This window comes from Streptomyces sp. ALI-76-A (assembly GCF_030287445.1).
Classification (GTDB): Bacteria; Actinomycetota; Actinomycetes; order Streptomycetales; family Streptomycetaceae; genus Streptomyces.
The window spans coordinates 5,607,175-5,619,713 of the sequence record NZ_JASVWB010000002.1; the positions used below are offsets into that span (position 1 = coordinate 5,607,175).

Annotated in this window: 11 protein-coding genes; 4 read left to right on the top strand and 7 right to left on the bottom strand. The window is 71.2% G+C overall.

Annotated features, from left to right (window positions below):
* Window positions 1–129: 129 nt before the first annotated feature.
* The 5 genes from QQS16_RS26165 to QQS16_RS26185 all read right to left on the bottom strand — a co-directional run bounded on the left by QQS16_RS26165 (window position 130) and on the right by QQS16_RS26185 (window position 3,813).
* On the bottom strand, window positions 130–1,140 hold the full coding sequence (locus QQS16_RS26165) for an ABC-2 membrane transporter-related protein (RefSeq protein WP_286064326.1): 1,011 nt from the start codon (window positions 1,138–1,140) through the stop codon (window positions 130–132).
* On the bottom strand, window positions 1,137–2,081 hold the full coding sequence (locus QQS16_RS26170) for an ABC transporter ATP-binding protein (protein ID WP_286064327.1): 945 nt from the start codon (window positions 2,079–2,081) through the stop codon (window positions 1,137–1,139). The genes QQS16_RS26165 and QQS16_RS26170 overlap by 4 nt, the downstream gene beginning before the upstream one ends.
* The gene (locus QQS16_RS26175; protein ID WP_286064329.1) at window positions 2,078–2,542 is read right to left on the bottom strand and encodes a GntR family transcriptional regulator; all 465 of its coding nucleotides are present in this window, start codon (window positions 2,540–2,542) and stop codon (window positions 2,078–2,080) included. Before QQS16_RS26175 ends, QQS16_RS26170 begins: the two co-directional genes overlap by 4 nt.
* A gap of 205 nt (window positions 2,543–2,747) precedes the next feature.
* Window positions 2,748–3,248 carry a transcription elongation factor GreA gene (gene greA, locus QQS16_RS26180; RefSeq protein ID WP_286064330.1) on the bottom strand — a complete coding sequence of 167 codons (501 nt, stop codon included), beginning with the start codon at window positions 3,246–3,248 and terminating at the stop codon, window positions 2,748–2,750.
* 166 nt (window positions 3,249–3,414) lie between these two features.
* The gene (locus QQS16_RS26185) at window positions 3,415–3,813 is read right to left on the bottom strand and encodes a DUF4307 domain-containing protein (protein ID WP_286064331.1); all 399 of its coding nucleotides are present in this window, start codon (window positions 3,811–3,813) and stop codon (window positions 3,415–3,417) included.
* 217 nt (window positions 3,814–4,030) lie between these two features.
* Between QQS16_RS26185 and mca the strand changes: the two genes are divergently transcribed.
* A complete protein-coding gene (gene mca, locus QQS16_RS26190; RefSeq protein WP_286064333.1) occupies window positions 4,031–4,912 on the top strand; it encodes a mycothiol conjugate amidase Mca in 882 nt (293 codons plus the stop codon).
* Window positions 4,905–5,171, top strand: coding sequence for a hypothetical protein (locus tag QQS16_RS26195; RefSeq protein ID WP_286064335.1), 267 nt, complete (start codon window positions 4,905–4,907; stop codon window positions 5,169–5,171). Before mca ends, QQS16_RS26195 begins: the two co-directional genes overlap by 8 nt.
* A gap of 38 nt (window positions 5,172–5,209) precedes the next feature.
* Here the strand turns inward: QQS16_RS26195 and QQS16_RS26200 are convergent, their stop codons facing one another.
* A complete protein-coding gene (locus QQS16_RS26200) occupies window positions 5,210–5,383 on the bottom strand; it encodes a hypothetical protein (protein ID WP_286064336.1) in 174 nt (57 codons plus the stop codon).
* A 233-nt stretch (window positions 5,384–5,616) separates the two neighbouring features.
* Complete coding sequence (locus QQS16_RS26205; protein ID WP_286064338.1) at window positions 5,617–8,820, bottom strand: tetratricopeptide repeat protein; 3,204 nt, start codon at window positions 8,818–8,820, stop codon at window positions 5,617–5,619.
* A gap of 52 nt (window positions 8,821–8,872) precedes the next feature.
* Here QQS16_RS26205 and QQS16_RS43565 point away from each other — a divergent pair, with 52 nt between their 5' ends.
* Together QQS16_RS43565 and QQS16_RS26210 are read left to right on the top strand one after the other, a co-directional pair.
* Window positions 8,873–10,267: a recombinase family protein gene (locus QQS16_RS43565; RefSeq protein ID WP_353479690.1), complete on the top strand. Its 1,395-nt coding sequence runs from the start codon at window positions 8,873–8,875 to the stop codon at window positions 10,265–10,267.
* A gap of 87 nt (window positions 10,268–10,354) precedes the next feature.
* Window positions 10,355–12,379 (top strand): thioredoxin domain-containing protein, encoded by a 2,025-nt coding sequence (locus tag QQS16_RS26210; RefSeq protein WP_286064340.1) that lies wholly within the window; start codon window positions 10,355–10,357, stop codon window positions 12,377–12,379.
* Window positions 12,380–12,539 lie beyond the last annotated feature (160 nt).

Genomic DNA, 12,539 nt, shown 5'->3' on the forward strand with positions numbered 1-12,539 from the left:
TCGGACGGAGCGCGGGACCGGCTGGTCCGACCGAGCGCCTGGACCGGTTGGTCGGGACGAGGCGCGTGGCCGGTCGGTCGGAACGAGGCGCCTGACGGGATCGGTCCGACGGAGCGCGGGACCGGTCGGTCAGACGAGGCGTTTGCGACCCCAGAGGATGACGAATGCCGCGATGCCGGCGGTCAGGGCCAGCAGGATCGAGGTGCCGAGCCACTGCATGGAGGGCATCTGGGAGATCGGGATGTAGTCGAGCGACCAGCCGACGACCTGCGTCTTCTCCAGGCAGGCGTTGGTGGCCTGCTCCGTCTGCCCGTTGCAGCTGCCCCAGCCGACGAGGTCACCGGAGGCCGTGAGGTAGGACTGGTCCAGGACGTTGGCGCTGTCGGGCACGTGCGGCTGGGAGTTGTCCCCGACACCGTTGTGACTGGTGACCGTGATGACGTTCCCGAGGGACATCCGGAAGTGTGACCAGACCACTTGCAGGGCGACGGCGAAGCCCAGGGTGACGACCATGGACAGCAGGGTCCGGCGCAGCAGCATGCCGATCGCCACACCGCCGACGACGGTGAGCAGGCTGAGCGCCACGGGTACGGGCCCGCTGCTGTCGAAGGCACTGGGATCGAACCAACTCAGGACGTACGACGACGACTTGACCGGTGACCACCACCAGGTGAACGCCACGGAGACCGCGGTGGTGCTCACGACGACGACGAGCGTGGTCACGCCGAGCTTGGTGGCGAGCCAGCGGACGCGGCTGACGGACTGCGCGTTGACGAGCTTGGCGGTGCCGCTCTCCAGGTCGCCGGCGAGCAGCGGCGCACCGAGGAAGACGCCGATCAGGACGGGCAGGAGCCCGAGCAGATGGGCGGCCGAGTTGAGCGGCCCCGGGTCGAACTCGTCCTCCCAGCCGGACTTCAGGCCGGGATAGCCGTACCCGTCGAGGTACGTGATCATCTGCTGACGCTGGTAGACGATCACCGCGACAGTGACGGCGGTGGCCGCCAGGAGGGTCCAGTAGGCGGCGCGGTGCTGACGCCAGATGAGCCAGTTCATGCCGCTGAGCCGCAGGCCACGGCCACGGCCGGCGTCGGTGCGGACGGAGCCGGAGGAGGTGCTGCCGGTGCCGGTCATCGTGCTCATGCCGCCACCGCCTGCGGGGCGACGTAGGAGCTGGGACCGATCAGCGGTGGGGCTTCGGGCGAGCGCAGATAGGCGAGCAGGAGTTCCTCCAGATTCGGGGTGCTCGCCTGCCAGGGGCCGGTGACCGGCCCGTCGGGACGGACCAGCGAGGTGAACTGCCGTCCGCTGATCCGGGTCTCGACCACGGTGTGGTACGCCAGCTCCAGGGGCGTCCGCCCGTCGGAGTGGACCCCGGTCAGCAGGGAATGGGCGGTGCGGAGCTCGTCGACCTCACCGGCCAGGCGCAGCCCGCCGCCCGCGATGACCAGCAGGTAGTCGCAGGTGTTCTCCAGCTCGGCGAGCATGTGGGTGGACATCAGCACAGTGGTGCCGCGTTCGGCGGCCTCGGCCAGCAGGGTGCCCATCAGCTCGTGGCGGACCAGCGGGTCCAGGTCCGACATCGGCTCGTCGAGGAGCAGCAGGTCGGGACGCTTGCCGAAGGAGACGGCGAAGGCCACCCGGGTGCGCTGGCCGCCGGAGAGGGTGCCGATCTTCGCGTCGAGGGGCACATTGCCCGCGCGGACGATGTCCTCGGCGGCCCGCTGGTCCCAGCCGGGGTTCAGTTCGCGGCCCATGCGCAGGGTCTCGGCGACGGTGAAGCGCCGGAACAGCGGCTTCTCCTGGGCGAGGAACGCGGTACGCCGAGTGGCCTCGGCGGACTCCGGGGCCGCGCCGAACACGCGCAGGGTGCCGGCGGTCGGCTCCAGCAGGTTGGCGGCGATGGCCATCAGCGTGGTCTTGCCGGCCCCGTTGGGGCCCACCAGACCGCAGATCCGGCCGGCCGGCAGCCGGAAGGAGCAGTCCCGCAGTGCCCAGCCCCGCCGGTACTTCCGGCCGATCCCGCGGGCTTCTATCGCGGACGTGTCCGCCGACCCCCCGAGGGCCGTCCCGTAGCTCGTCATGCGTGTCCCCTTGTTCCCGTGGTTCCTGTGGTGCCGGTGATGCCCGCGTGCTCGTCGGCAGGACCGGTCCCGGCGTACCGCTCCTCCATCACGGAGGTGACCAGAGCGGTCACGTCGTCCGGCTCCAGGCCCGCCTCGCGGGCCCGGTCCATCCAGGCCTCCAGCTCGCCGCGCAGCGGCGAGTCGGCCCCCGCCTGCGGACGGGCCAGCGACTGACGTACGAAGGTCCCCAGTCCCGGCCGCGCTTCGACCAGGCCCTCCCGCTCCAGTTCGCGGTACGCCTTGAGCGTGGTGTTGGGGTTGACGGCGGAGGTCTGGGCGACCGCCTTGGCCGTCGGCAACTGGTCCCCGGGCACGAGTACGCCGAGCCGCAGCGCCTGCTTGGTCTGCTGGACGATCTGCTGGTAGGCGGCGACTCCGCTCCGCCTGTCGATGCGGAACTCCAACCCCTTCACCACCATTTCACTAGTCGACTAGTGAAATGATGATGGAGTACGGTCGCGAACCTGTCAAAGACCACAGGTGGGGACCCCGGACACGACGAAGGTGGGACCCCGGACATGACGAAGGTGGGACCCCGGACATGACGAAGGTGGGGCCCCGGACACGACGAAGCCCCCGGCGTCCGTCGGACGCCGGGGGCCTGTCGAAAGCAGGGCGGTGCGGTCAGCCGCTGTAGGGCTCGGCCTTGAGGATCCTGACCGACGCCTTCTTGCCGTTCGGCAGCTCGTACTGCGCGTCCTCGCCGACCTTGTGGCCGATCACGCCCGAGCCGAGCGGGGACTGCGGCGAGTAGGTCTCGATGTCGGAGCTCGCGTACTCACGCGAGGCGAGCAGGAAGGTCAGCGTGTCGTCCTCGTCGCCGTCGAAGGCGATCGTCACGACCATGCCGGGCGCCACCGCGCCGTCCGTCGAGGCCGGCGCCTCGCCGACCTTGGCGTTGTCCAGGAGCTGGGTCAGCTGGCGCACACGGAGCTCCTGCTTGCCCTGCTCCTCCTTGGCCGCGTGGTACCCGCCGTTCTCGCGCAGGTCGCCCTCCTCGCGCGCGGCCGCGATCTTGGCGGCGATCTCCGTGCGCGCAGGACCAGACAGGTACTCCAGCTCGGCCTTGAGCTGGTTGTACGCCTCCTGGGTCAGCCAGGTGACGTTCTCGCTGGTCTGGGTCACAGGTGCTCCTCGTAGGTACTGGGAAGACAAAGCATCGCCCTACCCAGAAGAATGTTCCTTCATGGAAGGGCGAAACCACGAGCCTAACAATTCGGGGACGGAAGGGGGAGGACATAAGCCGTCGACGTCACGTCGGCGCAGGTCACCGCTCGGTGCCGGTGGGAGGTCAGTCGGCGTGACAGCCCAGCAGCTCGGCCGTGGTGCCGGGTGACGTCGTGCGCAGCGTGACGACCTTGTCGATGCGGGTGGCGTCCCCGTCGAAGCGGAAGTCGGCCCGGCCCACCTCGGCACCGTTCTCCGCCTGGGAACGCACGGTGCAGTAGCCGCGGGCGCCGGCGTCCTTGCGGACCTCCAGGTGCACCTCGACGGACTCCTTCGCGGGCTTGAACGTGATCACCTCGGCGCTGATCCTGTTCTTGCCGACGTAGTGGTACGCGAAGTAGCCCATGAGGACGAGCAGCAGGGCCCCGAGGACCGCTCCGGCGATCTTGAGCTTGTGGTCGGCGCGCTCGTCCGAGGAGCGGCCGTAACGGCCCTCGGGCGGTCGGGTGCTCGCCGTACTCATGATCGTCCTCTCGGCAGGGGCGGGACCGAGGTCCCCAAGGGGCCTCCGGAGCCGGACCCCGGAACAATTCGCCCCCCGATTCGGTCACTATAGAAGCCCCCCGCCCGTCACCCGACCGCCACCCCTGACCCAGGTCCCCGACCGACCGACGTCCCGCGGGACGGCACCCAACGAATCGCACCCGTTCACACCGGGCGCCGACTACAAGGATTGAGTCTTGACTGACCAGCTGCGACTGATGGCCGTGCACGCCCACCCCGACGACGAGTCGAGCAAGGGCGCGGCCACCATGGCGAAGTACGTGTCCGAGGGGGTGGACGTGCTGGTGGTGACCTGCACGGGCGGAGAGCGCGGCTCCATCCTCAATCCGAAGCTCCAGGGGGACGCGTACATCGAGGAGCACATCCACGAGGTGCGCAAGAAGGAGATGGACGAGGCCCGCGAGATCCTCGGCGTCAGGCAGGAGTGGCTCGGCTTCGTCGACTCCGGCCTGCCCGAGGGCGACCCGCTGCCGCCGCTGCCGGACGGCTGCTTCGCCCTGGAGGACGTCGACGTGGCGGCCGGCGAGCTGGTGCGGAAGATCCGCTCGTTCCGTCCCCAGGTGATCACGACGTACGACGAGAACGGCGGCTACCCGCACCCCGACCACATCATGACCCACAAGATCTCGATGGTGGCGTTCGAGGGCGCGGCGGACACCGAGAAGTACCCGGAGGCGGAGTTCGGCCCGGCCTACCAGCCGCGGAAGCTCTACTACAACCAGGGCTTCAACCGTCCGCGCACCGAGGCGCTGCACCAGGCGATGCTGGACCGCGGCCTGGAGTCCCCCTACGCGGACTGGCTCAAGCGCTGGGACGAGTTCGAGCGGACCGAGCGCACGCTCACCACGCACGTCCCGTGCGCCGAGTTCTTCGAGATCCGCGACAAGGCCCTGATCGCGCACGCCACGCAGATCGACCCCGACGGCGGCTGGTTCCGCGTCCCGATGGACGTCCAGAAGGAGGTCTGGCCGACGGAGGAGTACGAGCTCGCGAAGTCCCTCGTCGATACCTCCCTCCCCGAGGACGACCTCTTTGCGGGCATCCGAGACAATGCCTGACATGAGCGCAAGCGCAAACCTGGCAATGACGCACCTCGCCACCTTCGCCAAGGAGGTCGACGAGGACAAGGTGACCCCCGGCGTCCTCGGTTTCATCGTCTTCGCGGCGATGGCCCTGGCGGTGTGGGCCCTGATGAAGTCCATGAGTCGGCACATGAACAAGGTCGACTTCAAGGAGGTCCCGGACCGCGGGACCGAGTCCGCGGACACCCCGGCGTCCGCGGACACCCCGGCCGGGCCCGGGGCGAAGCAGGGCTGAGCCCCGTACGCGTACGAGCCGCCCGCCGCGCGCGCCCGTCACCGGCAGTGACCGGACAGGGACGGCGGTAGGTGGGCGGACTCCGGCCGCAGCCGGTCGGAGTGCGCGCCCGCGCGCCCGCGCGCGAGGACGTCGCTCGCGTCGACACCGACGAAGCGGTGGCCGAGCGCGGCCCGCGGGTACGGCCGCGCGGGCGGCAGCACCCGGATCACGGAGACCCGGGCGGGCGCGGCGCCGACGCCGCTCGGCGAACCGCTCCACGAGAACGCCCCCTGTGCCGCTCGGCGAACCGCTCGACCAGGACACCTCCTGTGCCGCTCGGCGAACCGCTCCACGAGAACGCCCCCTGTGCCGTTCGGCGAACCGCTCCACGAGAACGCCCCCTGTGCCGCTCGGCGAACCGCTCCACCGGACACCCCCGTACCGCCGGGATCCCGCACCGCGGCTATGCCCGCGACGCCGTCACCGCCACCCCCATCACCTCCCGGGCATGCCTGCCCGGCACCATCCCCAACCGCCAGGCCTGCCAGCCCGCCTCCAGGCTCACACCGCGCTCCAGCAGCAACCGGTACGCCCCCACATAGTCGTCCAGCTTCTCGTCCCGCACCGGATGGCCCGCCCGCGCCAGCTGCGCCAGCTCCTCCAGCGCCACCGCCGTGCCGACCTCCACACCTCCCGGAGCCGCGTAGGGCAGCAGGGTGCAGCGCAGGAAGCGGGCCCAGTCCTCGCCCCGGCGGTCCCCGTACGACGTGAACAGGCCGATCGCCTCGTCGCACAGGGCCAGCGCCTGCGGCGTACGGGCGTTCCCCGCGTCGACCACCGCCAGTTCCAGGCAGGTCCACGCCTCGCCGTGGGCGACGCCGATCCGCTGGAAGTCGGCCCGCGCGTCGACCAGCAACTGGCGGGCGAAGCCGGAGTTGCGCAACGAGCCGGTCTGCGCCGCCCGTTGGTCCCGGGTCGCCCGGGCCGAGTGATGGCGGGCGCAGGCCAGACCGTAGACGTCCCGCATCCGCGAGAACATCGTCCGGGACCGCTCCAGCGCGCGGACCGCCTGGTCGAGGTCGCCCGTCTCCTCCAGGGCCTGGCCCAGGTAGTAGACCGTCCACGCCTCACCGCGCGCGTCCTCGTTGTCGCGGTGGCGGGCGGCGGCCCCGTGCAGGGCGTCCAGCGCGGCCCCGGCGTCACCGGCGACCAGCCGGGCCCGGGCCAGCTGGGTCAGGGCCCACGCCTCGCCACGGGCGTCGCGGGTGCGGCCGTACAGATCCAGGGCCGTGCGCAGTTCCCGCTCCGCCCGCGGGACATCGCCCATCCGCAGGCCGAGCTGGCCCAGCTGGAAGTGGGCCCACGCCTCACCGTGCACGGACTCACCGGCCCGGTGCAGCACCAGGGACTCCTCCAGCAGGCCCAGGGCCTCGGACAGGTGCGCCCGGTCCCGTTCCACCGCCGCCAGCGCGTGCATCGTCCAGGCGCGGTCCGTGGCCAGGCCGGGCGCCGCCTGGAGGTCCAGCGCCTCGCGGAGGCGGGCCGCCGCCTCGGTGAGGTTGCCCTGGTGGTGCAGGGTGATGCCGAGCGAGCACAGGGCGCGGGCCGCCCCCGCGTCGTGGTGGGCCTCCATGTACAGGTCGACCACCGACGTCAGCGTCGTACGCGCCTTGTCCAGCTCACCGAGCTGCCGGGCCGCGATGCCGGTGCGCCACTGCACCGAACGGACCAGCAGGCCCTGGTCGACCGCCTGCGCCAGCTCGCTGATCTCACCCAGCCGGTAGAGGTCACCGCGCAGCAGGCAGTAGTCGCACAGGGCGCCCAGCAGGTTCAGCACCGCCTCCTGGTTGACGCCCTCCGCGTGTCTGAGGGCCGCCGTGATGAAGCTCGACTCGTCGTCCAGCCAGCGCAGCGCCTCGTCCAGCGAGTGGAAACCGTGCGGGCTGAAGCGGTCCGAGCGGGTCGACATGTTGCCGTCCACCAGACGCAGCACCGAGTCGGCGAGCTCGCCGTAGTTCACGATCAGCCGCTCCTGGGCCGCCGTCCGCTCGGCCGGTTCCTCCTCGTCGAGGAGACGGGCCTGGGCGAAGGCGCGGACCAGCTCGTGGACGCGGTAGCGGCTGCCGCGGACATGGTCGATCAGGCCCGCCCGGGCCAGCGCCACCAGGTGGCGGGTCGCCTCCGTCTCGTCCGTGCCCAGCAGCGCGGCGGCCGCGGCGGCGCCGAGCGAGGAGCGCCCGGCCAGCGCGAGCCGGCGCAGCAGCCGGCGGGCCGGTTCGGACTGGTCGGTGTAGCGCAGCCACAGCACTCTCTCGGCCGGCGCGACCGGGCCGTACGCGCCGAGGTCCACGGCCAGCCGACGGGGCGACCGCGGCCCCAGGGCCGAGCCCGCGACGCGCAGCGCCAGCGGCAGACCGCCGCACAGCTCCCTGATCCGGTCGGTGGACTCGGCGTCGTAGGGACCGGAGCTGTCCTCGGCGCACGCCCCCAGCAGCTCCTCCGCGCCGGGCGCGTCCAGGGCCTCGACGGGCAGGTGGTGCACCTGGGCGGCGAGGTCCGCGGGCAGGGTGAGGGGCTCCCGGCAGGTGACCAGGACCAGGCTGTCGGACCGGTCGGGGACGAGCGTGCGGACCTGCTCGGGGTCCGAGGCGTCGTCCAGGACGATGGTCACCGGCAGGCCGGTCAGATGCTGGTGGTACAGCTCGCTCAGCCGCTTGACCTGCTGGTCCGCGGAGGACCGCTCCCGGAACAGGAGCTGCTCGCGGGGCGCGCCGAGCCGGTTCAGCAGGTGCAGCAGCGCGTCCCGGGTGGACAGCGGCTGCTCGTCCGAGCCTGCGCCGCGCAGGTCGACCACACAGGCGCCGCGGAAGTAGTCCTTCAGGTCGTGCGCGGCGCGCACCGCGAGGGTCGTCCGTCCGCTGCCGGACACCCCGTGCAGCACGACCACCGTCGGCCGGGTCTCGGTGGCCGCCCGGGACGCCTGCACCCACTGCCGGATCCGCGCCATCTCCTGTCGGCGCCCCGCGAACGGGCCGACCGGCTCCGGGAGTTGCCCGAACGACTGCTCCAGCACGCTGCGCCCGCGGGCCGCCGCGCTCTTGTCCGAGCCCTTCAGCCGCGGGCCCGCCTTCTTCGGCCCGGTGGACGCGCTCAGCACCCGCTGCTGGTCGAGGAACGGGCGGATCCCGCGCACCTCCAGCGCCGTCAGCCACTGCAACCGCAGCTGCTCGGGGCCGCCGGGCTGGCTGATCGCGCCCGCGCGGTGGTGCGCGGCGGGCAGATGGACGCCGGCCACCTTCACCACGGTCGCCACCGCGCCCACGACACCCACGGCCAGCCCGGCGCCCAGAGCCGTGCCCGCGCCGGTGCCCAGGGCCAGGTCGGCGACGGTGGCCGCGACCGCCGCGACGCCCGCCACCAGCAGGGGCGTACCGCCGCCCTCCTGGGCGTACCGCTGCCCGAAGGTGAGCTGCCCCGCCTTCGCCTCGTCCAGCGCGCGCGTGTAGGCCTCGTACTCCTCCGCGGCGGTCTGCGCCATGGCGTCCAGCGATCCGCGCGCCCGCGACAGCAGCACACCACCCTCGATCCGCCCGCCGGAGCGCCGCACCTCCTCCTCCACGGCCCGCGCCAACAGCCGTTCGGCCTCCGCACGATGACTGTCCCGCATGTCACGTCCCCCTCCGGCGGCAACTCCTCTGCCCAGCAGTGTCCTTCGGCGGATGCGGGAGCGCGAGGGGGTGGCGATCAACGAATCCGAATCGGTGACCTTCGGATCACTCGATCGTTCTTGTGGCTGTCGGGCTGACTGTCGAACTGGGGGCGCTGTGAACGACCTTGTCGTGGGTGAGCGGACCGGATTGATCCCGGTCGCGTCCTACGCCCGTACATCGGAGGACTTCCGGCGCAGAGATGGTCATGGCGTGCGTCATCAGAAGCGGATCAACCAGCGGACCGCGCATGAACACGGCTGCACCGTCGTCGCCGAATACGCCGACAACGGCCGAAGTGCGTCCAAGGCCGGGGTGGACAGACCTGGTTTCGACCGCTTGCTCGTGGATCTGGTGCGGGGGCGTACCGAGAGCGGACTGCGGATCGAAGGGGTGGTGTGCGTCGCCGACGACCGCCTGTACCGCCGTGCCGAGGACCTGTACCGGTTCCTCGCCGCCCTGACCTGCTCGCCGGGACGGATCTACGTCGATCCGCGAGGAGTCCGGGACCCGTACTCGCGGGAGGGCTTGTCGGAGGCTGTGCGATCACTGGACGCGGCAGTGACGGAAACACGAGTCAGAAGCCGCCGTGTGTCGGACTGGCACTGGGCTCGCGCCATGGAGGGGGTGCCGCACAGCGGACCTCGACCCTTCGGATGGCAGGAGGACAGAATCAGCCTCCACCCCGTGGAAGCGAAGCTGGTCGAGCAGGCGATGGTCGACCGCATGTCGGGGAAGGCGGTCCGGGCCATCGCGCGTGACTGGTGCGAGCAGGGGGTCACGGGCACTCGAGGCGGCAGACCCAATGGCCAGACGGTCACACAGATCATCACCGCACCGAGAGTGTGCGGTTACCGGGCCAACAGAGGTCAACTGCTTCTGGTCTCGGAGACGGGTGAACCAGTGCTCGGTCAGTGGAAGCCCATCGCGACCCCTGAGCAGTGGCACGCGGTGTGCGCCACCATCTCTCCCGGGAGTCTGTTCATGCACCGGGGCAGCGGCTCCCCGAGTCTCACCGGCAGAAGCCGAGCCGCCCCCCGTCACCTCGGCACGGGCTTTCTCCGATGCGGGGCAAAGAGCCCTGATGGTCCGGTGTGCCACGGTGCTCTGTGTGCTCAGAGAGGAAGAAGCAAGCAGAGTCCATACGTGTATTCATGCCGCAGTTGCGGGAGATGCAGCATCAGTGGCCCACTCGCGGACGCGGCTCTTGAACGCCTGCTCCTTGCCGACGCTCACTTCTCCACGGCGCTGCCGGAGGCCACGCGGCAGCGGTGGCAGTCCGGAGAGATGGGCCTGGAAGAGAAGCGGAAGACTCTCGCGTCGGTCTTCACTCACTGTGTCGTCCGGCCCGGTGCGAAAGGGAAGCACTCCTGGGACTACTCGCGTGTCCAGCCTGCATGGCGTTGAGCGGATCGGGTGGCACGGACGGAGGGAGAATGCCCGGGCAACAGGCCGCCCTGCGACCCTTCGGCGTTTGTCGGGCACGATGGATACATGCCGAACCGACTGGCGCACGAGACGTCCCCCTACCTCCTTCAGCACGCCGACAACCCCGTCGACTGGTGGCCCTGGTCGGACGGGGCCTTCGAGGAGGCGCGGAAACGGAACGTTCCCGTCCTGCTCAGCGTCGGCTACAGCAGCTGCCACTGGTGCCATGTCCTCGCCAAGGAAAGCTTCGAGGACGAGGCAGTCGCCGCGTACATGAACGCCCACTTCGTCAACGTCAAGGTCGACCGTGAGGAACGGCCTGATGTGGACGCCGTCTACATGGAGGCCGTGCAGGCCGCCACCGGGCAGGGCGGCTGGCCCATGACCGTGTTCCTCACTCCGGATGCCGAGCCCTTCTACTTCGGCACCTACTTCCCGCCCGAGCCCCGGCACGGCATGCCCTCCTTCCGGCAGGTGCTGGAAGGGGTGCACAGCGCATGGGCCGACCGGTACGACGAGGTCGCCGAGGTCGCCGGGAAGATCGTCCGGGATCTCGCCGGGCGGGAGATCTCCTACGGCGACAGCCGGGCGCCCGGCGAGGAGGAGCTGGCGCAGGCGCTGCTGGGCCTCACCCGGGAGTACGACCCGCAGCGCGGCGGATTCGGCGGGGCGCCCAAGTTCCCGCCGTCCATGGTGATCGAGTTCCTGCTGCGGCACCACGCCCGCACCGGCTCCGACGGCGCCCTCCAGATGGCCCGGGACACCTGTGAGCGCATGGCCCGGGGCGGGATCTACGACCAGCTCGGCGGCGGCTTCGCCCGGTACTCCGTCGACCGCGACTGGGTCGTGCCGCACTTCGAGAAGATGCTGTACGACAACGCCCTGCTGTGCCGGGTCTACGCCCACCTGTGGCGCTCCACCGGCTCGGAGCTCGCCCGCCGGGTCGCCCTGGAGACCGCCGACTTCATGGTGCGGGAGCTGCGCACGAACGAGGGCGGGTTCGCCTCGGCGCTGGACGCCGACAGCGACGACGGGACCGGCAGGCACGTCGAGGGCGCCGCCTACGTCTGGACGCCGGAGCAGCTGCGCGCGGTGCTCCAGGACGACGCCGAGCTGGCCGCCCAGTACTTCGGCGTCACCGAGGAGGGCACCTTCGAGGAGGGTGCCTCCGTCCTCCAGCTCCCGCAGCAGGAGGTCGTGTTCGACGCCGAGCGCGTCGAGTCGGTGAAGCGGCGGCTGCTCGACGCCCGTTCCCGGCGCCCCGCTCCCGGCCGGGACGACAAGGTGGTGGCCGCCTGGAACGGCCTCGCGATCGCCGCGCTCGCCGAGACCGGCGCCTACTTCGACCGTCCCGACCTGGTGGAGGCCGCGGTCGGCGCCGCCGACCTGCTGGTGCGGCTGCACCTGGACGAGTACGCCCGCCTCGCCCGTACCAGCAAGGACGGCCAGGCGGGCGCGAACGCGGGCGTGCTGGAGGACTACGCGGACGTCGCCGAGGGCTTCCTCGCGCTGGCCTCGGTGACCGGGGAGGGCGTGTGGCTGGAATTCGCCGGCTTCCTCCTCGACCATGTCCGCACCCGGTTCGCCGACGACTCCGGGGCTCTCTACGACACCGCCGCCGACGCCGAGAAGCTGATCCGCCGGCCGCAGGACCCGACCGACAACGCCACCCCGTCGGGCTGGAGCGCGGCCGCGGGAGCCCTGCTGAGCTACGCCGCCCAGACCGGATCCGAGCCGCACCGCGCCGCCGCCGAGAAGGCCCTCGGTGTGGTCAAGGCCCTCGGCCCGCGCGTCCCGCGTTTCGTCGGCTGGGGGCTGGCGGTCGCCGAGGCGCTGCTGGACGGGCCGCGGGAGGTGGCGGTCGTCGGACCGGCGGCCGACCCCGGCACGCGGGCTTTGCACCGCACGGCGCTGCTGGGCACCGCCCCCGGCGCGGTGGTGGCCGTCGGCGCCCCGGGCGGTGACGAGTTCCCGCTGCTCGCCGACCGGCCGCTGGCCGGCGGTGAACCGACCGCCTATGTCTGCCGTAATTTCACCTGTGACGCTCCGACGACCGATCCGGAGCGTTTGCGTACGGCCCTGACTCGCTGAGTGTCGGAACGGAGGGGCTTGTTCCGGCTGCCCAAATGAGGCATGTGTTCGGTTACCTCCCAGTAGCCGCCCCACCGTTCCGAAACATGTTATTTATCGGAACACCTCCCACGCTTCACAGTTCCCCCCTAATCTCTGCACAGTGACGTGGCGGACGTGG

Bases quoted from the DNA above. Each gene is read 5' to 3' on its own strand.
- QQS16_RS26165 (WP_286064326.1), bottom strand. From the start codon at position 1,140: ATGAGCACGATGACCGGCACCGGCAGCACCTCCTCCGGCTCCGTCCGC.
- QQS16_RS26170 (WP_286064327.1), bottom strand. From the start codon at position 2,081: ATGACGAGCTACGGGACGGCCCTCGGGGGGTCGGCGGACACGTCCGCG.
- QQS16_RS26175 (WP_286064329.1), bottom strand. From the start codon at position 2,542: ATGGTGGTGAAGGGGTTGGAGTTCCGCATCGACAGGCGGAGCGGAGTC.
- QQS16_RS26185 (WP_286064331.1), bottom strand. From the start codon at position 3,813: ATGAGTACGGCGAGCACCCGACCGCCCGAGGGCCGTTACGGCCGCTCC.
- QQS16_RS26195 (WP_286064335.1), top strand. From the start codon at position 4,905: ATGCCTGACATGAGCGCAAGCGCAAACCTGGCAATGACGCACCTCGCC.
- QQS16_RS26205 (WP_286064338.1), bottom strand. From the start codon at position 8,820: ATGCGGGACAGTCATCGTGCGGAGGCCGAACGGCTGTTGGCGCGGGCC.
- QQS16_RS43565 (WP_353479690.1), top strand. From the start codon at position 8,873: ATGCGGGAGCGCGAGGGGGTGGCGATCAACGAATCCGAATCGGTGACC.
- QQS16_RS26210 (WP_286064340.1), top strand. From the start codon at position 10,355: ATGCCGAACCGACTGGCGCACGAGACGTCCCCCTACCTCCTTCAGCAC.